The 21,748-nt window shown below is 68.0% G+C and carries 19 protein-coding genes; 6 read left to right on the top strand and 13 right to left on the bottom strand.

Annotated elements, in window-relative coordinates; translation table 11 throughout:
* Positions 1-16 precede the first annotated feature (16 nt).
* On the top strand, positions 17-574 hold the full coding sequence (locus tag SBI67_RS11055; RefSeq protein WP_318980613.1) for a hypothetical protein: 558 nt from the start codon (positions 17-19) through the stop codon (positions 572-574).
* Positions 575-610: 36 nt separating this feature from the next.
* On the top strand, positions 611-2,155 hold the full coding sequence (locus SBI67_RS11050; protein WP_318980612.1) for a cellulase family glycosylhydrolase: 1,545 nt from the start codon (positions 611-613) through the stop codon (positions 2,153-2,155).
* Between the two features lie 11 nt (positions 2,156-2,166).
* Here SBI67_RS11050 and whiA read toward each other — a convergent pair whose 3' ends face one another.
* The 7 genes from whiA to SBI67_RS11015 are packed head-to-tail and all read right to left on the bottom strand — an operon-like array spanning position 2,167 to position 10,578.
* Entirely contained in the window at positions 2,167-3,144 is a 978-nt protein-coding gene (gene whiA / locus SBI67_RS11045) for a DNA-binding protein WhiA (protein WP_266046382.1), read from the bottom strand.
* Positions 3,141-4,247: a uridine diphosphate-N-acetylglucosamine-binding protein YvcK gene (yvcK, locus tag SBI67_RS11040; protein ID WP_318980611.1), complete on the bottom strand. Its 1,107-nt coding sequence runs from the start codon at positions 4,245-4,247 to the stop codon at positions 3,141-3,143. The genes whiA and yvcK overlap by 4 nt, the downstream gene beginning before the upstream one ends.
* Complete coding sequence (gene rapZ / locus SBI67_RS11035; RefSeq protein ID WP_266046380.1) at positions 4,244-5,119, bottom strand: RNase adapter RapZ; 876 nt, start codon at positions 5,117-5,119, stop codon at positions 4,244-4,246. Before rapZ ends, yvcK begins: the two co-directional genes overlap by 4 nt.
* An 11-nt stretch (positions 5,120-5,130) precedes the next feature.
* A complete protein-coding gene (gene uvrC, locus SBI67_RS11030; protein ID WP_318980610.1) occupies positions 5,131-7,230 on the bottom strand; it encodes an excinuclease ABC subunit UvrC in 2,100 nt (699 codons plus the stop codon).
* Positions 7,231-7,239: 9 nt separating this feature from the next.
* Positions 7,240-8,541 (bottom strand): Mur ligase family protein, encoded by a 1,302-nt coding sequence (locus SBI67_RS11025; protein WP_318980609.1) that lies wholly within the window; start codon positions 8,539-8,541, stop codon positions 7,240-7,242.
* Positions 8,534-9,853, bottom strand: coding sequence for a MurL-like N-terminal domain-containing (locus SBI67_RS11020; protein WP_318980608.1), 1,320 nt, complete (start codon positions 9,851-9,853; stop codon positions 8,534-8,536). The genes SBI67_RS11025 and SBI67_RS11020 overlap by 8 nt, the downstream gene beginning before the upstream one ends.
* On the bottom strand, positions 9,850-10,578 hold the full coding sequence (locus SBI67_RS11015) for a hypothetical protein (protein ID WP_318980607.1): 729 nt from the start codon (positions 10,576-10,578) through the stop codon (positions 9,850-9,852). The genes SBI67_RS11020 and SBI67_RS11015 overlap by 4 nt, the downstream gene beginning before the upstream one ends.
* Positions 10,579-10,624: 46 nt before the next feature.
* On the opposite strand from SBI67_RS11015, the gene SBI67_RS11010 reads away from it, so the two are divergent.
* The gene (locus SBI67_RS11010) at positions 10,625-11,116 is read left to right on the top strand and encodes a GNAT family N-acetyltransferase (RefSeq protein ID WP_318980606.1); all 492 of its coding nucleotides are present in this window, start codon (positions 10,625-10,627) and stop codon (positions 11,114-11,116) included.
* Here SBI67_RS11010 and SBI67_RS11005 read toward each other — a convergent pair.
* The 4 genes from SBI67_RS11005 to SBI67_RS10990 all read right to left on the bottom strand — a co-directional run bounded on the left by SBI67_RS11005 (position 11,091) and on the right by SBI67_RS10990 (position 17,495).
* Positions 11,091-11,567: a PH domain-containing protein gene (locus tag SBI67_RS11005; RefSeq protein WP_318980605.1), complete on the bottom strand. Its 477-nt coding sequence runs from the start codon at positions 11,565-11,567 to the stop codon at positions 11,091-11,093. The genes SBI67_RS11010 and SBI67_RS11005 overlap by 26 nt on opposite strands.
* The gene (gene ribH, locus SBI67_RS11000; protein ID WP_318980604.1) at positions 11,564-12,037 is read right to left on the bottom strand and encodes a 6,7-dimethyl-8-ribityllumazine synthase; all 474 of its coding nucleotides are present in this window, start codon (positions 12,035-12,037) and stop codon (positions 11,564-11,566) included. Before ribH ends, SBI67_RS11005 begins: the two co-directional genes overlap by 4 nt.
* Positions 12,034-13,308 carry a bifunctional 3,4-dihydroxy-2-butanone-4-phosphate synthase/GTP cyclohydrolase II gene (locus SBI67_RS10995; RefSeq protein ID WP_318980603.1) on the bottom strand — a complete coding sequence of 425 codons (1,275 nt, stop codon included), beginning with the start codon at positions 13,306-13,308 and terminating at the stop codon, positions 12,034-12,036. Before SBI67_RS10995 ends, ribH begins: the two co-directional genes overlap by 4 nt.
* Before the next feature lie 119 nt (positions 13,309-13,427).
* Positions 13,428-17,495: a cadherin-like domain-containing protein gene (locus tag SBI67_RS10990; RefSeq protein ID WP_318980602.1), complete on the bottom strand. Its 4,068-nt coding sequence runs from the start codon at positions 17,493-17,495 to the stop codon at positions 13,428-13,430.
* On the opposite strand from SBI67_RS10990, the gene SBI67_RS10985 reads away from it, so the two are divergent.
* Positions 17,455-18,258, top strand: a complete 804-nt coding sequence (locus SBI67_RS10985; RefSeq protein ID WP_318980601.1) for a hypothetical protein — start codon at positions 17,455-17,457, stop codon at positions 18,256-18,258. The two genes, SBI67_RS10990 and SBI67_RS10985, sit on opposite strands and share 41 nt — an antisense overlap.
* A 228-nt stretch (positions 18,259-18,486) precedes the next feature.
* Here the strand turns inward: SBI67_RS10985 and SBI67_RS10980 are convergent, their stop codons facing one another.
* Positions 18,487-19,191: a riboflavin synthase gene (locus SBI67_RS10980; protein ID WP_318980600.1), complete on the bottom strand. Its 705-nt coding sequence runs from the start codon at positions 19,189-19,191 to the stop codon at positions 18,487-18,489.
* Between the two features lie 73 nt (positions 19,192-19,264).
* Here SBI67_RS10980 and SBI67_RS10975 point away from each other — a divergent pair, with 73 nt between their 5' ends.
* Both SBI67_RS10975 and SBI67_RS10970 read left to right on the top strand, forming a co-directional pair.
* Entirely contained in the window at positions 19,265-19,996 is a 732-nt protein-coding gene (locus tag SBI67_RS10975; protein ID WP_318980599.1) for an LppX_LprAFG lipoprotein, read from the top strand.
* The gene (locus SBI67_RS10970) at positions 19,996-21,579 is read left to right on the top strand and encodes an MFS transporter (protein ID WP_318980598.1); all 1,584 of its coding nucleotides are present in this window, start codon (positions 19,996-19,998) and stop codon (positions 21,577-21,579) included. Before SBI67_RS10975 ends, SBI67_RS10970 begins: the two co-directional genes overlap by 1 nt.
* Here the strand turns inward: SBI67_RS10970 and SBI67_RS10965 are convergent, their stop codons facing one another.
* The gene (locus SBI67_RS10965; protein WP_318980597.1) at positions 21,580-21,729 is read right to left on the bottom strand and encodes a hypothetical protein; all 150 of its coding nucleotides are present in this window, start codon (positions 21,727-21,729) and stop codon (positions 21,580-21,582) included. It abuts the gene before it with no gap.
* Between the last annotated feature and the right edge of the window lie 19 nt (positions 21,730-21,748).

Below are 21,748 nucleotides of genomic sequence, written 5' to 3'. Positions count from 1 at the left end.
GATGAACCTGGTTGGGTTGACGTCGAAGTTTGTCGCCACACAGTACAACGTCAGGTTGACGCGCGAGGGCCATGCGCGCACGCGTCCGGTGCGCGTCTGCGCGATGTGGGCTGCTGCACAGCAGCTGCCGGATTTCGCACAGTTTGCTGGTCGTCTGTCACCGGCCGCCCGAATTTCCCACACCGGTCATCGAGATCGGAAAACGCAGTTCCTGGAAGGAACCGAACCGGTACTCGAATTCACCGTGACGGCCTGGTTGCCGCACATACACCGAAACTCTCTCGGCCGCCACAATGATCCCACGGAAGCGCCGGCCCACTCCGCTCACGGGTTGGCTGAAAATGCACTTTGCGATCCTTTTACCATTTCTGTGGTTAATCAAATCAACTGGCTACCAAGCGATTACGCGGTACGAATCCATTCCGACCACGCCCAGGTTCCGACCGCGTCATTTGCGATAATCGCACACACCGAGCAATGTACCGGTCGGCAATTAGCGCGGGGCGCCGATTCAGCGCGGCAATCTGAGAATCGACACCGAGTGCCGCCAAAATGGTGCGTTACTGTCCTGTGACTTCAGGTCGGAAAACCCTAGCGTCGGGAGTGGGCCATGTCGCTACATCGCCGCCATGTCAGGTCCGTATTGCACACCATCACCGTTCCACTGCTGACGGCAGCCGTGGTCGCCGGCTCGCCGAGCTTCACCGTCTCCGTCCCCGCCAGTGCCGCCATCACCGAACCGGTCGAGCTGACCGCCTCGATCGACACCTCTTCGACGACGGTGGGGATGGCCGACTCCAGCCTCTACTTCATGGACCAGGCCGACCTCGACACCGCGATGCAGCACCTGCAATCGATGGGCGTGACCCAGATTCGGGTGTTTCTTCCTTGGCGCGCAATGGAACCCGCCGACGGCACCTACGACTGGACCCAGGCCGACCAGTTACTCGACACCGCGGCCTCCTACGGCATCGCGGTGGACGCGGCCATCACCAGCTCCCCCACCTGGGCGTCGCCCTACGGTGGCCTGGTCGCCGACGGCGCCCCCAGAGCGGCGTCGGACTACGCGTCCTTCGTTGCGGCGGTCGCCTCGCGCTACGGATCGGCGGCCAACAACGGCGATGCGAAGATCGCATCCTATGAGATCTGGAACGAGCCCAACGGTTTCACCGGCTGGTATCCAACCCCGGACGCGGCCGCCTACACCGCGCTGCTCAAGGCTGCCTACACGGCGATCAAGGCGGTCGATCCGAAGGCGACGGTCGTCGGCGGGGTGCTCGGGGCGGGCAACAGCATCGGCACCCTGACCATCAACCCGGTCACCTTCCTCACCGAGATGTACGCCGACGGCGCGGCCGGCTACTTCGATGCGCTGGCGTTCCACCCGTACAACTACACCAGTCTGTTCTCCGCGGGATCGACCTTCGTCAACTCGGCACTGCAACAACTCGAGCAGATGCGTGCGGTGATGGAAGCCAATGGCGATGCGGCCAAACTGATCTGGGCCACTGAGTACGGCGAGCCGTCCACACAGGCCGGCGAGGCCAACCAGGCCGCCTACATCCAGGACTTCCTGACCACCTGGGCAACGCTGTCCGGGGTCGGGCCGTCGTTCATCTACTCGCTGATCGACACGGCGACGGGGTCGAGCACGGCCGAGGACAACCTGGGCGTCTTCACCGATACCTGGACCGCCAAGCAGGCCGTCGCCGTCATCGAAGCCTGGATCGCCGCGCATCCGATCAGCACCGGGCCGTCGACCGCCACCGTGCCGCCGGTCCTGAGCCAGTTGGTGACGGCGGTGACCCGGATGATGCAGGCCGTGGTTACCGGTATCACCACCATGGTCAGCAGGGCCATCACGACGGTGCGACAGCTGGCCGCCGCCGTGGTTTCGGCGGTGCGCAACGCGCTTGCGTCCCTGCCCGCCGCACGCAAGGCCACCGCGCATTCGGTGAAGGCGTCGGCTGTTCCTGCAACGGCCACTGTCGCCGCCGTCACCCCGAAACGCGTGGGGACCCCGAGCGCAGCGAAAGCTGTTGCACGGCAGGACACCTCAACTGGAGCATCAACGACGCGGCACGTCACCGACCAGCATGCCGGTGTCGGCCGGCACTGGCGGCCCGCCGCCGGCCGGCACCGGCAGGCCGCCTGAACCGCCCGGACTCAGGCGTCGTCGAGCAGATCCGGGGTGACCGCGGACTCGGTATCCGGGATGCCCTCCTGCTTGGCCTTGCGATCGGCCATCGAGAGCAACCGGCGGATCCGGCCGGCCACCGCATCCTTGGTCATCGGCGGCTCGGCCAGCCGGCCCAGTTCTTCCAGCGAGGCCTGCCGATGCTCCACCCGCAGCCGACCCGCCTGGGCCAGATGATCGGGTACCGAGTCGCCGAGGATGTCCAGGGCCCGCTCCACCCGCGCCGCCGCCGCGACCGCCGCCCGCGCCGAGCGGCGCAGGTTGGCATCGTCGAAGTTGGCCAACCGGTTCGCCGTTGCCCGCACCTCGCGCCGCATCCGGCGCTCCTCCCAGGTCAGCCGCGTGTCCTGGGCGCCCATCCTGGTGAGCAGCGCGCCGATCGCCTCGCCGTCACGGACCACCACCCGGTCGCTGCCGCGGACCTCGCGGGCCTTGGCACTGACCCCGAGCCGGCGTGCCGCGCCGACGAGGGCCAGGGCGGCCTCCGGCCCGGGACAACTCACCTCGAGGGCCGACGAGCGGCCCGGCTCGGTGAGCGAACCGTGCGCCAGAAACGCGCCGCGCCACGCGGCTTCGGCGTCGTTGATGCTGCCGCCCACCACCTGGGCAGGCAACCCGCGCACGGGTCGGCCCCGCAGGTCGAGCAACCCGGTCTGGCGGGCCAGCGCCTCACCGTCCTTGGCCACCCGCACCACGTAGCGGGTGCTCTTGCGGATACCGCTGGCGGACAACACATGCACCACCGCGTTGTACCCGTACAGGTCGAAGATGTCCTTGCGCAGCCGCCGCGCGATGATGCCCAGGTCGACCTCGGCCTCCACCACCACCCGGCCCCCGACGATGTGCAGTCCACCGGCGAAGCGCAGCAGCGAGGACACCTCGGCCCGGCGCGCGCTGACCGAGTTCACGACCAGCCGGCTCAGTTCGTCCTTCACCTCAGCGGTCATCGCCACGACTCGTCACCCCTCGATACGTTCACCGTCGATTGCCCGTGCGCTCCTTCGACCGGCCGGGCCGGGGTGGGAGCGGTGGAATCGCTGTCTCCAGGACGTGATGCCCTGCCCCGCAGCCGGACCCGCTCCAGTGCGGCGGCCAGCATCGATGGATCGTGTAACTGTGTACCAGGCCGCGACACGTCGGCAAACTCCACCTTCGCGCCGAGGCTCGTCGCGGTGCGCATCAGCTGCTCGCGCTCGCGATCGCTGGGCACCCGCGCCGAGTCCACGATGATGTCGTCGACGGTGAAGCCGGGGGCGTGCTGCGCCAGCACGTGGATATGCCGCTCGGCCGAGAACCCGGCCGTCTCGCCCGGCTCCGCGGCCAGGTTGAGCACCAGTGCCCGCCGGGCGGTCGTGGCCTGCAGCGCGGCAGCCAGCTGCGGCACCAGCACATGCGGGATCACGCTGGTGAACCAGGAGCCGGGACCGAGCACCACCAGGTCGGCGGCCATGATCGCGTCCACCGCCTGCCGGGTGGCCGGCGGATCGCCGGGCAACAGCCGGACGCGGCGCACCTTACCGACGGTGGTGGCCACCGCCACCTGACCGCGGATCACCCGGAACATCCGCGGATCGGTCTCCAGGCCGGCGACATCGGCCTCGATCTGCAGCGCGATCGGGCACATCGGCAGTACCCGGCCCTTGAGGCCGAGGATCTTGCCGAGTTCGTCCAGCGCGGCCACCGGGTCGGTCAGCACCTCGTTGAGCCCGGCCAGGATCAGATTGCCGATCGGATGCCCGGCCAGTGCCCCGCTGCCGCCGAACCGGTGCTGGATGATCGTTGCCCACAACCTGCCTTGCGGGGTGTCAGATGCCAACGCCGCCAACGCCATTCGCAGATCCCCGGGTGGCACGATGTCCAGTTCGCTGCGCAGCCGCCCCGACGAGCCGCCGTCGTCGGCGACGGTGACCACGGCGGTGACATGCGGGGTGAGCCGACGGGCCGCCGACAGGGTCGCATACAGGCCGTGCCCGCCGCCGAGGGCCACCACCCGGGGGTCGGCCGGCCGCCGCGCGGGCGGGAAATCACCGATCGCGTACGGGTCCGTCATTCGCGCCCCAGATCGCGGTGCAACACCCGTACCGTCAACTGGTCACCGCTCTGCAGTCGGCCGGCCAGCGCCTCGGCGATCGCCACGCTGCGGTGCTTGCCACCCGTGCAGCCGATGGCCACCGTCATGTACCGCTTCCCCTCCCGGCGATAGCCGTCGATGACCACGTCCAGCAGCCGATGGTAGGTGTCGAGGAACTCCGCGGCGCCCTGCTGGCCCAGCACGTAGTCCCGAACAGCAGGATGCTGGCCGGTGTGCGGACGCAATTCGTCGACCCAATGCGGGTTGGGGATGAACCGCACGTCCATCACGGTGTCGGCGTCCATCGGCAGACCGTACTTGTAGCCGAACGATTCGACGGTGATGTTGGTGTGCGCGACCGTCTCGCCGCCGAAGGCGCGTTCGATGCTCTCCCGCAGGGCCGGCACCGCCAGGGTGGAGGTGTCGATCACCAGGTCGGCGGCCGCACGCACTGGCGCGAGCATGGCCCGCTCCGCGGTGATGCCTTCGGCCAACGTCTGATTGCCCTGCAGGGGGTGACTGCGCCGGTTCTGTTCGTAACGGCGCACCAGCGTCTCGTCGGAGGCGTCCATGAACAGCACCCGCGGTTGGATGCCCCGGGTTCCGAGTTCGGTGCGCACCGAGTCCAAGTCCCCGGTGAAGCCCTTGGACCGGACGTCCATCACCACCGCCAGCCGGGTGATCCGGGATCCGGCATCCAACCCGAGGTCGACCATTCTGGCGATCAGTTCCGGTGGCAGGTTGTCGGCCACATACCAACCCAAGTCTTCGAGCACCTTGGCGGTGGTACCGCGTCCCGCGCCGGAGAGCCCCGTCACGAGGACAACCTCGATACCAGATTCGTCACTCATATGTTGGTCTGTCACCCCGATGCCTGTTGGTTACTGGGTTGATCGTTACTGGGTTGATCGTTACTGGGTTGATCGTTACTGGGTTGATCTTGGTGGTCTCGATCATTGTCGATAACGGCGGCTGCCGCGCCGGAATCGGTGGCCCCCGCGTCGTCTCCGGTGGCGCCCAGCGCTTCCAGCACCGCCCGGGCGGTGGCCACCCCGATGCCGCGCACGGCGGTGATCTCCTCGATGCTGGCCGCCGACAACCGGGATACCGATCCGAAATGGGTGACCAAGGCCTTGCGCCGGTGTTCCCCGAGGCCGGGTACCGCATCCAGGGCCGAGGCCGTCATCCGCTTGGACCGCTTGCTGCGGTGATAGGTGATGGCGAACCGGTGGGCCTCGTCGCGGATGCGCTGCAGCAGGTACAGGCCCTCGCTGTTGCGCGGGAAGATCACCGGTTCCGCCTCATACGGCACCCACACCTCTTCCAGCCGCTTGGCCAGGCCGATGACCGCCACGTCGGTGATGCCGAGTTCGTCGAGCACGGTGGCGGCGGCGTTCACCTGCGGTGCACCACCGTCGACGACGTACAGGTTGGGCGGGTAGGCGAAGCGCCGCGAGCGCCCCTCGGCCACCATCGGCCGCTCGGCGTCGGCGATGTGCCGTGCAAACCGGCGCCGGGTCACCTCGGCGATGGAGGCCACGTCGTCGGAACGGCCGCCGCCGGCGGCCTCCCGGATGCCGTAATGCCGGTAATCGGACTTGCGCGGCAGCCCGTCCTCGAACACCACCATCGAGGCGACCACATCGGTGCCCTGCACGTGGCTGATATCCACGCATTCGATGCGCAGCGGGGCATCGTTGAGCCCCAGCGCATCCTGGATGCTCTGCAACGCTTCGGATCTCGCGTTGAAGTCACCGGCGCGCTTGAGTTTGTGCTGGGCCAGTGCCTCTTTCGCGTTGCGGGCGACGGTCTCGGCGAGCGCCAACTTGGCACCACGGACCGGGACCCGCAGCGACACCCGGGACCCGCGCAATCCGGACAGCCAATCGGCGAGTTCGTCGGCGTTGTCCGGAAGGACCGGCACCAGTACCTGTTTGGGCACCGGATTGGTGGCCTCATCCTGGTCGGCGGTGCCGTCGCCGAGGTCGGCCTGATCGCCGTAGAACTGGGTGAGGAACTGCTCGACCAGTTGTGCCTCGGCGGATTGCCCGGCGTCCGAGCCACTTTCGGCCACCTCGGGCTCGGCTGTCTTCTCGACCACCCAGCCCCGCTGGCCGCGCACCCGGCCGCCGCGGACGTGGAACACCTGCACCGCGGCTTCGAGCTCGTCGGCGGCGAAGGCCACCACGTCGGCGTCGGTGCCGTCACCGAACACCACGGTCTGCTTCTCCAGCGCACGCTTGAGCGCCCCGATATCGTCCCGCAGCCGCGCGGCCCGTTCGAAGTCGAGCTCCTCGGCCGCGGCAGTCATCTGCCGCTCCATATCGCGGACCAGCCGGTCGGTCTTGCCCGCGAGGAAATCGCAGAAGTCCAGCACGATCTGGCGGTGTTGTTCGGCGCTGACCCGCCCGATGCAGGGCGCTGAACATTTGTCGATGTAGCCCAGCAGGCACGGCCGGTCGATCTGCCTGTGCCGCTTGAACACTCCCGCCGAGCAGGTGCGCGCCGGGAACACCCGGGTGAGCAGGTCGACGGTCTCGCGGATGGCCCAGGCGTGTGAGTAGGGCCCGAAATAGCGCACGCCCTTGCGGCGCGGGCCGCGGTAGACGAACAGCCGCGGGTACTCCTCGTTGAGGGTCACCGCAAGCACCGGATACGACTTGTCGTCGCGGTAGCGGATGTTGAAGCGCGGGTCGAACTCCTTGATCCAGTTGTATTCCAACTGCAGCGCTTCGACCTCGGTGGACACCACCGTCCACTCGACACTGCCCGCCGTCATCACCATCTGCCTGGTCCGCGGGGCGAGCCCGGCGATATCGGCGAAATAGGAGTTCAGCCGGCTGCGCAGGCTCTTGGCCTTGCCGACGTAGATCACCCGGCCGTGCGGATCCCGGAAACGGTAGACACCGGGTTCCACCGGGATGGAACCCGGCGCAGGCCGGTACGTCGCTGGATCGGGCACGGGTCCAGGTTAGAGCGTGTCGATGTAACCGCAGAACGCTGCGGCCTTGGCTTCGTAATTGCGGTAGATGTCGTAGCTGGCCGCGCCGGGCGACAACAACACCACGTCGATATCCGGCAGCCCCGCGGCCAGCCGCACGGCCTGCTCCAGGCTCGCCACCCGGTGGGTCTGCTCGGCATGCGACCGCGCGAACCGGGTGCCGATCAACGCACCGTTGGACGGCCCCTGGATCAGCGTCACCCTGCGCTGCCCACTGCACAGGTAGTCGTCGAGCTGGCGATAGTCGAGTTGGCGGTCCATACCGCCGACGATGAGCGCCACGTGCTCCCCCGCCGGCATGGCGCGCAGCGCGGCGACCACACTCTCCCCGGTGGTGGCCAAGGTGTCGTCGATCCAACGGGTCGCCCCGGTGGTGCGTACCGTCTGCAGCCGGTGCGGCAGCCCGGTGAAGGTGGCGGCGGCGGCATCCACTTCCGCATCGGTGACCGGCCTGCCGAGCACCTCTGCGGCGGCGTCGGCGGCCAATGCGGCGTTGGCCACGTTGTGCGGGTAGGACATCACCCCACCTGAGCGCGGTGCCCGTGCCGTCACCGGGTCGACCAGCCGAACCACCGGTGGCAGCGCGCTGATCCCGATGCCGTCCAGCGCAGCGACCACCTCCGGCGTGGTGATCAACGCCCGGGCTCCGTGGTCGAAAATGTGCGCCTTGGCCGCGTAGTAATTCGGGACGTCGCCGTGGAAGTCCAGATGATCCTGGTACAGGTTGGTGATCACGGCCACCGCCGGTGACGTGCGCAGCAGCGCGCACTGCTGACTCGACAGCTCGGCGACCACCCAAGGGCCGGGCTCAGAGTCCGAATCCGGCCCCGACAAATCCGACAGCGGCGTGCCGATATTGCCCGCCACCACGGCCGATGAGCCCAGGCTGGTCAGCAGGTGCGCCACGAACGCCGCGGTGGTGCTCTTGCCTTTCGTGCCGGTGACGCCGATGGTGCGTTTTCCGTGCCCGCTGAGGTACCAGTCGGCGGCGCTGGACACCTGCGGCCCACCGCGGCGCAGCTCTTCGAACAGTGGATGCCGCCACGGTACGCCGGGACTGACGAAGACGATGTCGACATCGCGCAGCAGGTGGACCGCGTCCGGACCGAAATGTGCTGTCATCCCTGGTATTTCGGTGGCCGCCAACTCGGTCGCCCGGTCGTCGACCGCGATGATGCGCCGGGCCCCGTGCGCGGCCGCGGTACGAGCCATCGACAGCCCCTCCTTGCCCAGCCCCCAGATGCCGACGACCCGACCCGCCAGGTCAGTCATCGAGCAGCTTCGCGTAGCGCGGCGGGACGTGATGCTCGACCGGCGCGCTGTCCTGCCCGGCCGCGACGGCTTCCAATTCGCCGCGGTGGGTGGCGAATTCGTCGATCAGGGGCAGCCCATGCCAGGTGTCGTCGTCCAGCACGGTCAGCATCGCCTCGGCGGCCTCGTAGTACTCCCCCACACACTCGAACGGCTTGTGCACACCGAGGCCGAGAATATCGGCGATACCGTCCCGCTGGCCGGGGTCGCCGAACAGGTTGGCGCCGAAGATCTCTTCGAGGCGGGCCCGGCCGAGCCGGGGAGCCAGCAGCACGAACACGAACTGACATTTCGGGCAGTGCCCGCACCACGACGTGGCGCGGCGGGCGGGGTCCAGCGCGAACAGCCGGTTACAACTGGTGAAGACGTCGAAATAGTCGGTGCAGGTGGCGAATCGGTCGGCGATCTGCGATTCGGACAGCCCACGCAGCAGCGAGAAGTACCGGTCCGGGTTGAGCCCGTACTGCGCCAGCGTGTCCCGCAGCAAGGTTTCGTAGGTGATGCTCTTGGACCACTGATGGTTGATATCGCGACCCAGCCACTCGACGTTGCCCACATTGGACGAGCGTTCGTTGGACAGCACCACGGGTCCGAAACCGTTGGCGTCGGCCACGATCAGGCCGATCACACTGTTGATCGCGGTCACCGGGACATGACCGTTGTAGGCGCCGTTGGCGTTGGCCTCGATCAGCCGACGGTCGATGCTGCGCCGCACATGCACACTGTCCAGGCCGCTGACCTCGATACAGCGGTCAATGGGGTCATACCGGTTGACGCTGAACAGCACCGGCTTGATCCCGTGCCGGCGGAACGCCTCGATACTGACCACCGAGTCCTTGCCGCCGCCGACGGGCACCAGCGGTGTGGCCCCGGCATCCCAGGTGTCGGCGCCGGTCGCGGGTGCTTCGGCCTGCGGTCCGGTGATCTCCGGGCTCAGCGCGGCGGGCAGGTCGTTGCGGTAGGCGAACTCCCCGAGCCCGCCCTCGACCAGGCGGCGCAGGTAAAGCTTCTCGAATTCACCGGTGGGGAAGGCGATTTCGATGAGCGGCGGGGCGGCGGCCTTGTAGTAGCTCAGCGAGCAGGTCAGCGCCAGCAGCCGGGCCAGCAGCGGATGTGGTTGCGCGCCGGCCAGACTCGCGCCGAAATCGATCACCTCGGTGAAGCTGACCGGCTCGGGGCCGCGCAGGGTGTACCGCAGTGTCAGCGCGTCATCGACCGACTCGTACCCGTCGATCACCAGCGCCTCGAAGGTCTCGGGACGGAATTCGGTCATAACCGGCACTCCCCGATCGCACGCACGGGGTGGGTCTCGAACAGCGGTGACACCCACCACGCCCGCCGCACGGCCGCCAGGTCGACCGGCTCGTCGGTGACGATGTCGGCATCCAGTAGCGCGGCCGCGCGCAGCCGGCTCAGCCGGTCGGCGCCCAGCCCGATCCGACCGTCGGGTGTGTCGCACAGCAGCGCCCCCAACAGGGGCACCCCGATGCGCTGCCCGTCGGCCGGAACGGCGTCGGCGTGCCCGGCGCTGGCCAGCTCACGTTCGGCCAGCACCAGCCCGGCCCGGCTGGTGGTGCGGGCGGCCATCTGCTGCCAGTACGGCGGTGTCGCGACACCGGGCCGGGTGGCCAGGCTGACGGCCCGCGCGCGGACCGGTTCGATCGGCGTGCCGGTGACCACGAACTGCGCCACCCCGGCCACATCCGCGACCACGACGGTGAGCGCCGCGCTGCCGGTGCCGCGCAGCAGTTCGGTGGTGATATCGGTCATCGCTCGGCGCAACCCGTCGACGGCCGGCATGGCGATTCCGAAAAACTCCGCAGGCTCGGCCAGCCAGTGCCAGATGGCGTCGTAATCGGGTTCGCGTCCGGCCACGACCGGGAGCGTCATGGTGGGCTGGGTACCGAGACCGCCGATGAGGGCGGCCGCCGAGACGAGGGGTATGTCGCTTGCGGAGAGGCCGTCAGCCGAGGTGGATACGAACGCGGGAGTAGTCATCGACATGCCGATCCTACCGCAGCCAGCAGCAGCGATACTGGACACCATGGCGCACGGCACGGGCACGGAGATGGGTGACGCGCGCGTGGCCCGGTTGACCGAGACCGACTGGCGCGCGTTCGCCGGGGTGCGGCTGCGTGCACTCACCGACTCGCTGGGTACCGACGACCCCCAGTTCCAGCGGGAGTCCACGTTCACGGCCGCCCAGTGGCGCCGGCGGTTGCGTGCGCACGCACAGTTCGCTGTGGTGCTGAACAATCGGCCGATCGGCCTGATCGCCGCGCAGCGCCAGGGCTCGGAGGCCGTCTACCTGTACTCGCTGTGGCTCGACCCGTCGGTTCGCGGGCTGGGCCTGGGGCGGACGCTGGTGGCCGAGGCGGTGCGCTGGGCACGCACCCAGCGGGTGCGGCGGGTCACCTTGCGAGTCAACGTCGACAACGCGCGTGCGCGGGCCGTCTACGAGAGTCTGGGGTTCGTCGTCTGCCCGGCCGAGGACATGTCCGCAGACGAGATCACGATGTCGCTGACCGTGAGTTGAGGTCGGGCCGGTAGCGGTCGAGCAGCGCCCGCAGCCGGTCCATGGCGTCGACGGCCCGTTCCTTGTCCACCGCCTGGATCGCCATCGCCGGTGTGTATTCGTCGTCGGCCAGGTCCACCCTGGCCCACCGGGCACCGACCGGAAACGACACGTCCACCACGTCGGACCACGGGATGAGCTTGTAGCCGAGCAGGTTTCGGACCGCGATTCCGGTCGGTCCGGCCTTCAGCCGAGGCCGGGCGAACAGCAGCACCAGACTCCCGAGCACCACGCCGAGCACACCCATCGCGATCTGATCGGAGGTGCGGAACACCACCCCGCTGGACCCCACCTTGAGCAGGAATCCGACGGTGATGTGCGCTGCGGCGATCAGGAACGCCGCCAGATAGACGAAGTACGGGGTCAGGTGCGGTTTGATGTCCAGGTCCCAGGACGCCTCGCCGGCCGTCATGACCGGATGTCGCGGAGCACCACCGCCGTCGACAGGGCGGCGGCCACCGCCTGGGCGCCCTTGTCCTCACCGGAGTTCGGCAGACCGGCCCGGTCGAGCGCCTGCGCTTCGGTGTTGGTGGTCAGCACACCGTTGGCCACCGGGGTGGACTCGTCCAGCGACACCCGGGTCAGGCCCTGGGTGACGGCGTCACACACATAGTCGAAATGCGGTGTCTCACCACGGATCACCACACCGAGCGCGACCACGGCGTCGTACTTGGCGGCCAAAGCCTGTGCCACCACCGGGATCTCGATCGCGCCGAGCACCCGCACGATGGTCGGATAGGTCACCCCGAGCTGCTTGGCAGCCCGCACCGCACCGTCGAGGAGGGCGTCGCAGATGGTGGTGTGCCACGTGCTGGCCACGATGGCCAGCGACACGTCCGAGGCGTCGATATCGGGTAGGTCGGGTACGCCGTGACCGCTCACAGGGCGCCACCGAACTCCCCCGGCGGGGAAACTTCGTCGTAGTCCTCCAGGCCCACCAGGTCGTGTCCCATCCGGTCGCGTTTGGTCATCAGGTAGCGGATGTTCTCCGAATTGGCGCGAACCGGCAGCGGCACCCGCTCGATGATGTGCAGCCCGTAGCCGTCCAGCCCCACCCGTTTGGCCGGGTTGTTGGTGAGCAGCCGCATGGACCGCACGCCCAGGTCCACCAGGATCTGGGCGCCGATGCCGTAGTCGCGGGAGTCGGCGGGCAGGCCGAGTTCCAGGTTGGCGTCCACGGTGTCCGCGCCGGCATCCTGCAACTGATAGGCCTGCAGCTTGTGCAGCAGGCCGATCCCGCGGCCCTCGTGCCCGCGCATGTAGAGCACGATGCCGCGCCCTTCGCGCGCCACCATCGCCATGGCCGCGTCCAGCTGGGGCCCGCAGTCGCACCGCCGCGAGCCGAACACGTCGCCGGTGAGGCATTCCGAGTGCACCCGGACCAGCACGTCGTGGCCGTCGGATTCCGGGCCGGCGATATCGCCGCGCACCAGCGCGACATGCTCGACGTCCTCGTAGATGCTGGTGTAACCGACGGCGCGGAATTCGCCGTGCCGGGTCGGGATGCGGGCTTCGGCGACGCGCTCGATGTGCTTCTCGTGTTTGCGACGCCATTCGATGAGGTCGGCGATCGAGATGAGCGCCAGGTCGTGTTCGTCGGCGAAGATGCGCAGCTCGTCGGTCTGGGCCATGGCGCCCTCGTCCTTCTGGCTGACGATCTCGCAGATCGCACCGGCCGGCTGCAGGCCGGCCAGCCGGGCCAGGTCCACCGCGGCCTCGGTGTGGCCGGGCCGGCGCAGCACCCCGCCGTCCTTGGCGCGTAGCGGCACCACGTGACCGGGCTTGGTGAAATCCTCGGCGACCGCTGCCGGATCGGCCAACGCCCGCATGGTGGTGGCCCGGTCCGACGCGGAGATGCCGGTGCCGACGCCCTGTTTGGCGTCGACGGTGACCGTGTACGCGGTGCCGTGCTTGTCCTGGTTGACCGCGTACATGGGCAGCAGACCCAGGCGGTCGCAGACGGCGCCGTCCAGCGGCACACAGAGATAACCCGAGGTGTAACGCACCATGAACGCCACCAGTTCGGGGGTGGCCTTCTCGGCGGCGAAAATCAGATCGCCCTCGTTTTCGCGGTCTTCGTCGTCGATGACCACGACGGCCTTGCCCGCCGCGATGTCGGCCACGGCCCGCTCGATGGAATCGAGCCTCGTCATCTTGTGCCACCTTTTAGCGTTCGCATTTCCACCTCAGTATGAACCACCGCACCGCGACGTTTAATGCCCGCCGTCCCTGGGGTGGGACGGCGGGCATCAAACGTTCTGCGCGAAGAACCTCAGAAGGACCGTTGGTCCATGGTGAAGGTCCGGGTACTGCTCGACGGGGTGCTGGTGACCGTCCCGTTGTCCACCACGTAGTAGCCGTCGGACACGGTGATGGTGAAGGTCTCGCCGTTGCGGGTATTGCTGGTGCTGATGGTTCCGAGTGCAGAGTTGAACGACACGGAGCCGTGGGCCGGTTGGGTGACGGTGTATGTCATCGAGTCGCCATCGCTGTCGTTGCTCGTCACGAAGGTCCACGACGTGTAGGTGTTGATCAAGTTGCTGCCGTACAACCGGGATCCGCCGCTGATCGTCGGAGCGGTGTTCTCCGCGTAGATCGGCACCTTGACCACGTAGCTGGTGCTGCCGCCGAAGGCGTCGTTGATCGTCACGGTGAACGAGTCCGCGACGGTATTGCCGCTGGCCCCGATCTTCGCCGCGTCGTGGTAGTACGACGTGGTGAACGCCTTGTCGATGGTGTAGGAGAAGCTGCCGTCGGCATTGACGGTGACAGTACCGCCGTTGGTGGTCGACAGCGTTCCGGCTCCGAAGGTCACCGCGTCGCCGTCGGCGTCGGAGGCGCCGATGGTGCCGGTGGTCGACTGCCGCTTGGTGACGCCGAGGTTCACCGAGTTCAGCGACGAACTGGTGATCGTGACGCTGCCGCCGGTCGGCGCGGCATTGGCCACCGGCGGCGCCACGTTCACCTTGAAGGTCACCGTCTTGCCGTTGGCATCGGTGCCGGTGATGGTGAAGCTGTCGTCGGGTGTCTGGGAATGCCCCAGCCCGTTGTTGCGGGTGTAGGTGTAGCTGCCGTCGGCGTTGACCACCACGGTGCCCTTGGCTCCGTCGGACCCCTTGCCGTAGGTCAGCAGACCGGCGTCGACACCCGGGATGCTGAGCTTGCCGCTCTGCACGTTGGTGCTGGTGCCCAGCGTCGTGGTGCTCGGCGCCACCACCGGGACGTTGACGGTGGCGGTGCTGCTGCCGCCGTGCCCGTCGTCGACGGTGACCTTGAACGAGTCGGTGCCGCTGGCCGAACTGGTCGGGATGTAGACGAAGGTGCCGTCCGACTTCAGTTGCACCACACCACCTTTGGTGGTGTAGGTGGAGCTGGTGCTGACCCCGCCCGGGTTGCCGGCGTTGACCAGGCTGTAGGTGACGGAGTCGCCGTCGCTGTCCGAACCCGACACCGATCCGCGCACCACGCCGAGGGTGTCGGCCTGCCCCACCGACACGTTCGACGACGGGCCGGCGTTGCTGGCGATGATCGGCACCGAGAAGGTGACGGGTGTCGTGCCGCCCTGACCGTCGGAGACGTTGATGGTGACGGTGTCGAACTTGTCGGAGGCCGGGGCGTTGTCGGCGGCGGCCTTGTGGTGGGCATCGGAGTAGGTGATCCAGCTGTACAGGAACCCGCCACCGGAGGTGACCGTGACGGTCCCGCCCTTGGTGGTGGTGTAGATGCCGCCGGCGAACGTCACCGTGTCGCCGTCCGGGTCGGTCGTGCTGAACGTGCCGGTGGTGGTCTGGGTGGCCGGGGTGATGGCGACACCGCCGACCATACCGCGGTCGATCAGGCCGCTGTCGGAGATGGTGGTGCTGGCACCGCCGGCCGACGGAGCGGTGTTGACCAGCGGCGGGGACACGCTGACGGTCGCCACCGTGATGGTGAGGCCGTTGGCGTCGGTGCCGGTGATGGTGAAGCTGTCGGCGGCCGTGATGTTGTGCCCCAACGCCGGATTACGGGTGTAGGTGTAGGTGCCGTCGGCGTTGACCACCACGGTGCCCTTGGCCGGAGTGGTGCCGACGCCGTAGGTGAGCAGCCCGGTGTTGCCGTTGGAGACGTTGAGCTTGCCGCTCTCGACGTTGGGCGCGGTCGACGTGGTGGAGGTGCCGATGGTGAGGTTGGCCAGCGGGGTCACCTTCACCGTCGAGGTCCCGCCGTGGCCGTCGGTGATGGTCACGTAGAACGAGTCGGTGTCCAGGCCGGGGATGATCGCCGTGGACGGCTTCGGGATGAAGGTGTAGGTCCCGTCGGCCGCCAAGTGCACGATGCCGCCCCCCACCGAGTACGAGGAGCCGGTGGTGGCACCCGACGGATTGGATCCGTTGGCCAGGCTGTAGCTCAGCGAGTCGCCGTCCAGGTCGGTGCCGATGATGCTGCCGCGCACCACGCCGTTGGAGTCGGGCAGGCTGATGCTGGGCACACCGGCCGGATCGATGTTGGCACCCGCGATGTCCACCGAGATGGGTACGTCGACGGTGCCGCCGTGGCCGTCACTCACCGTGATGGTGAAGGTGTCCTTTTTGTCGTCGGCGGTCGCCGTGGTGGAGGCCGCCAGGTGCCGCGCCGTCAGCGAGGGGGCGTAGCTGAAGGTGCCGGTGAGGGCACCGACGGTGACCAGGCCACCCTTGCCGGTCGTGAAGGTGATCGGGCCGTAACTGATGATGTCGCCGTCGTCGGGATCGCTTGCGGTGACCTTGCCGGTCACCACGCCGAGCGAATTCGGGCTGCCCACTTGGACATTGGTGACCTGTGGCGCCGAATTGTCGGACAGGATGGAGACCGCCACCGACTTGATGGTGATCCCGCCGTGTCCGTCGGTGACGGTGATGGTCACCGTGTCCGTGAGCGGGAGGCCGGCCGCCAGGTGGCGGGCCGCGGCAGTGGGCGTGTAGGTGAAGGTGCCGTTGTTGAGTGTCACCGATCCGGTGAGCGGACCCAGCAGGTTCGTCACGAGGTAATGCAGGGTGTCGCCGTCGTCGTCCTTGACGGTGAACGTTCCCGTCACGACGCCGGTGCTCGGGTTGGTGTTGGTGACCGTCGGGTTGGAGGTGAAGACCGGGGCCGAGTTGAGGTCGAGGCCCGGCGCGACACCCACGGTGACCTCGACCTGGGTGGTGCCGCCGTGTCCGTCGGTCAGGGTGACAGTGAACGTGTCCTTCTTGTCGTCGTCGGTGGCGCCGTCGGCTGCCGCGTCGTGCCGGGCCGCCAGCGACGGGGTGTAGGTGAAGTCGCCGGTGAGCAGGCTGACCGCGACGACACCGCCCTTGCTCGTGGTGAACAGCACCGGGCCGTAGTTGATGATGTCGCCGTCGTCGTCGTGGGCCGTGATCTTGCCGATCACGGTGCCCAGCAGGGCATTCGGATCACCGACGGTGACCTTGTCGACGGTCGGGTCCGCGTTGGACGGAACGACATCCACCACAACGGATTTGAAGGCGATACCACCGCGGCCGTCGTTGACCGTGATGGTCACCAGGTCCTTGTTCAAGCCGAGCGAGGCGGCCAGGTCACCGGCGGCGGTGTGCCGGGCCAGATCTGTCGGCGTGTAGGTGAACGAGCCGTCGGAGTTGACCACGACGTTGCCGTACAACGAACTTCCCGAATAGGTGAGGCTGTCGCCGTCCGGATCGGTGGCATGCGAGGTGCCGCTGACGACGCCGGTGACATGGTTGACCGAGACGACGGTCGGGGCACCGTCGGAGTCGAACTCGGGCAGGTTGTTCAGTCCGCTGCCGGCGTAGTGGAAGCTGACCGTGTAGTACGCGTCGTTGCCGTCGGGGGTGATCGGATGCGCCAGGTAGCCGAGGCTGTCGTTGATGCGCACGGTGAAGGTGACGTCGGCGCCGTCGCGCAGCCCGGCCAGGGTGGGCACATAGCTGAACGAGCCGTCGGGAATCATCACGATCGTGCCTTGGCTGGGCTGCTTGTCCACCCAGTAGGTCAGCGGGTCGCCGTCGGGATCATTGCTGGTGAGCTTGTAGGTGCCCGGTAGCGGCCCGGTGGCGACGATCGACGGGGCGCCCGGCAGGTGATTGGTGGCCAGGTTCTCGTAGCGCTGATAGGCGGCGACCATGAGGATGTAGACCGGCACCGTGAACGGCGTCGGGGCGCCGTTCCAGTAAGTGCCCGCCAGGATCTGGTTGATCGCGACCACCCAGCCGGCAGCGACCTGGGAGGGAGCCAGGATCGGGTCGGCCTCATAGGCCGGCAGCAGCTTCTCCAGGCCGGTGGCGATCGCGTTGATGACGCCCATGAAGGGGTTGAGCACCGGGATGGTCGGCGGCTTGGGCACCAGGTCGGTGACCGAGGCCAGGGCGTTGGGCGTCGGCGTGGTCGCCGACGCGCTGAACAGTGCGGGTGCCGTGGCGGCCGCCGCCGTGGTCTTGGCCCCGGACGAGGTGGGCGTGCCGGACGACGAGGTGCCGGTGCTCGGCGTCGGATCGGTCGTCGGGGTCGGTTCGACGGTCGGGGTCGGTTCGACGGTCGGCGTGGGCCCGGCGGTCGGGGTGGGGGTCGGCTCGGCTGTCGGGGTCGGCTCGGCGGTCGGGGTCGACGATCCGGTGCTCGTGCTCGTGCTACCGGATGTGCCGGAAGTACCGGACGTGCCGGTGTGGGCGCCACCCGAGCTGCTCACCGTCGTGGTGGGGCCGCCGTTGACACTCGTGGTGGTGGTCGTCCCGGTGGAACCGGACGTGGTGGTCTCCTGCGTGGCAGAACCGGTCGTGCCGGATCCGGTCCCGGTGCCGCCGGTGGTCGAACCCGACGTCCCGGTGGTGCCGCTGCTCGACCCGGTGGTACCGGTGCCGGTGGTGCCGGTCCCGGTCCCGGTGCTGCTGGTGCCGGTCCCGGTGCTGCTGGTCCCGGTCCCGGTCCCGGTGCTGCTGGTGGTGCCGGCGCCGGGGCTGCCGGTTGACCCGGGTGACGCATCGCCGTTCGGCGCGTCGCCGGTGTCCGCCGCCGCGACGGCGGGCGCCGCGGCGACCGACAACCCCAGGAATGCCGCGACTGCGAACTCGCTCGCACGCTTCCGGGTTTTCGCTGAACTCTTGCGATGAGCCCCCACGGTGTTCCTTCCCGACTCCCCCAGCCGGACAGCCGCATGGCAGCAACTGTCCAGCTGGTTCTTAATTGACTGTCGCGAAAGTTAACACGTCTGACAAATTTGAGCCAGCTTTTCCTGAGAAAAAGCTGACACGTGTCTTTACCGAGGCTAGGCGGCTGGTTCTAGAACAGGTTCCTGTTGCTAAAGTGACTCCAGGCCGACAAGTACTGAGAAAATGTCCTTACCGGGCCGACATCAGACGTTCCACGTATTTGGCGATGACGTCGACCTCAAGGTTCACCGGGGTACCGACCGCGGCCCGGCCGAGCGTGGTCAGCGCGAGGGTGGTCGGGATGAGCGACACCTCGAACCACGCCCCGGTGTCATTTCCCGTCGCTTCGCTCGCCCCGGTCTCATTCCCCGTCGCTTCGCTCGCCCCGGTCTCATTCCCCGTCGCTTCGCTCGCCCCGGTCTCATCCCCCGTCGCTTCGCTCACTCCCGACACCGTCAACGAGATCCCGTCCACGGTGATCGAGCCCTTCTCCACCACGTACCGGGACAGCTCGGCAGGCAGCGCGATGCGCACCACCTCCCAGTGCTCCGACGGCGTCCGCGAGATCACCCGGCCGGTGCCGTCGACATGGCCCTGCACGATATGGCCGCCCAGCCTGCTGTTCACCGCGGCCGCACGCTCGAGATTGACCGCACTGCCCACCCCGATGGCACTCAGGCTCGATCGGTTCAGCGTTTCGGCCATCACATCCGCGGTGAAGGCCCCGTCGGCCAGTACCTCCACGACGGTCAGGCACACGCCGTTGACGGCGATGGAGTCGCCATGACCCGCATCAGACGTCACGACCGGGCCTTTGATGACCAGCCGGGCCGAATCATCGAGCCTGTCAATTCCGACGATCTCGCCCAGTTCCTCAACGATTCCGGTGAACATGGTCATCAGGCTAGTGAGGAGCCCGATCAGCGTAGAGCCGGGCCGCCCAGGCGCACCCATTACGATGCTGGGTATGCAGACGCGCCAACGCCGTGCAGTCCGAAGCTCTTTCCGTTTCCTGATCCCCTTCCTGGCCGTATTCCTGGCCGCGCTGGGACTCGTCGGGTGCTCGTCGTCGCCGAAGACCAATGACGCGCCGCTCCCCGACGCCGCCACGCTGCTCAAGCAATCCGCGGATACCACCCGCAAGCAGACCAGCGCGCACGTGGTGCTCACCACCACCGGCGATATCAAGGCCCTCCCGATCACCGTCCTCACCGGTGACATGACGTTGACGCCCGCCGTCGCCGCGCAGGGCAAGGCCGACATCATGTTCCTCGGCCAGAAGCTCTCCGACGTGAAGTTCGTGGTCTCCGACGGCAACCTCTACGGGGCCATCACCGCCGGCGGTGCGATGGAGAACTTCGGGCCCGCCGCCGACATCTACGACATCTCCACCATCCTGAGCCCGGAGAACGGGCTGGCCAACATCCTCACCAGCTTCACCGATCCCAAGGCCGAGGGCCGCGAGTCCGTCAACGGCGTCGACGCGGTCAAGATCACCGGAACGGTGCCCGCCGACGCGATGAACAAGATCGCCCCGGCGCTGAAGGTCACCGGCCCGATCCCCGGCACCGCCTGGATCCGCGAGGACGGCGACCACCAGCTGCAGCAGGTGAAGTTCGACGTCGAGCAGGGCAAGAACATTCAGATGACGCTGTCGGACTGGGGTAAGACCGTCACCGTCGACAAACCCGCCGCCTGATGCCGGCCCGCACCAACCGCGGTCTCGCCATCGGCGCGGGTGGCCTCGCCGTACTGCTGGGCGCGCTGGACACCTATGTCGTCATCGCGGTGATCCGCGACATCATGGCGGCGCCGCCGGCTGGTATCGGCATCCCGCTCAACCAGATCCAGCAGGTCACCCCGATCATCACCGGGTATCTGCTGGGCTATATCGCGGCCATGCCGCTGCTGGGTCGGGCCTCGGACCGCTTCGGCCGCAAGTTGCTGCTGCAGGCCAGCCTGCTGGGCTTCGCGGTCGGTTCGGTGGTCACCGCCCTGTCCACCGACCTGACCATGCTGGTCATCGGCCGCGTCATCCAAGGCACCGCCAGCGGTGCGCTGCTGCCCGTGACGCTCGCGCTGGCCGCCGACCTCTGGTCGGCCCACAACCGGGCCACCGTGCTGGGCGGGATCGGCGCGGCCCAGGAACTGGGCAGCGTGCTCGGCCCGCTCTACGGCCTGGCCGTGGTATGGGCGCTCAGCACCTGGCGCGACGTGTTCTGGATCAACGTGCCGCTGGTGCTCGTGGCGATGGTGTTGATCCAGGTCAGCCTGCCGGCCCGGGACCGCAGCAAGGAGCCGGAGAAGGTCGACGTGGTCGGCGGAGTGCTGTTGGCCGTCGCGCTGGGCCTGGCCGTGGTGGGCATGTACAACCAGTCACCCGACGGCAAGCAGGTGCTGCCCAGCTACGGCCCGCCGGTGCTGATCGCGGCCCTCGTGGTGGCCATCGGGTTCTTCGCCTGGGAGAAGTTCGCCAAGACCCGGTTGATCGAACCGGCCGGAGTGCATTTCCGCCCGTTCCTGGCTGCGCTGGGCGCCTCGTTGTGCGCCGGTGCCGCCCTGATGGTCACGCTGGTCAACGTCGAACTGTTCGGTCAGGGCGTGCTGGGCAAGAGCCAGGACGAGGCGGTGTTCCTGCTCCTGTGGTTCCTGGGCGCCCTGCCCATCGGTGCGCTGATCGGCGGCTGGGTGGCCACCCGCATCGGGGACCGGATCGTGGGTCTGGTGGGACTGCTGATCGCGGCGTTCGCCTATTGGCTGGTCTCGCACTGGGACACCAATGTGTTGTCGGCTCATCACGATCTGGGCGTGGTCGCGCTGCCGACGTTCGGCACCGACCTGGCATTGGCCGGTATCGGCCTCGGCCTGGTGATCGGCCCGCTCACCTCGGCCACCCTGCGGGTGGTGCCGGCGGCCGAGCACGGCATCGCCTCGGCCGCGGTGGTGGTCGCCCGGATGATCGGCATGCTGATCGGTATCGCCGCACTCAGCGCATGGGGCCTCTACAAATTCAACCAGTTCCTGCAGGAACGCCTGGCGGCCCTGCCTGCCCCGAAAGCCGACACACCGGGCGGGATACTGATCGCCCAGGGCGCCCGGCTGGCCGAGGCCACCAGGCAGGCCTACACCATGCAGTACGCGAGCATCTTCCTGATCACCGCGATCGTGTGCGTGGTGGGCGCCGTGTGCGCAGTGTTCGTCAGCGGACGAAACGAGCACGCCGACGAAATCGACGCGGCCGCAGCCGAACCCGCGCCGAGCACGCCGCGGCACGCGAAGTAGCTAGCAGCGTTCGACGCCGCGCCGCATGACCTTGGGCTTGCGGCGCGGCGGTTCGGCGGGGTCGCCACCCCGCAGCACGGCCCACACCACGGACCTCACGGTGTGCGATGTCAGCGGGGAAATCCCCAGCCAGTCGGGTAACAGAGTCATGCGCTCATCCATTCGTCGT

Source organism: Mycolicibacterium chengduense (genome assembly GCF_033741155.1).
Taxonomy (GTDB): Bacteria; Actinomycetota; Actinomycetes; order Mycobacteriales; family Mycobacteriaceae; genus Mycobacterium.
The sequence above is the reverse complement of the archived record's forward strand: the minus strand, read 5'-3'. Positions and strand labels throughout refer to the sequence as shown.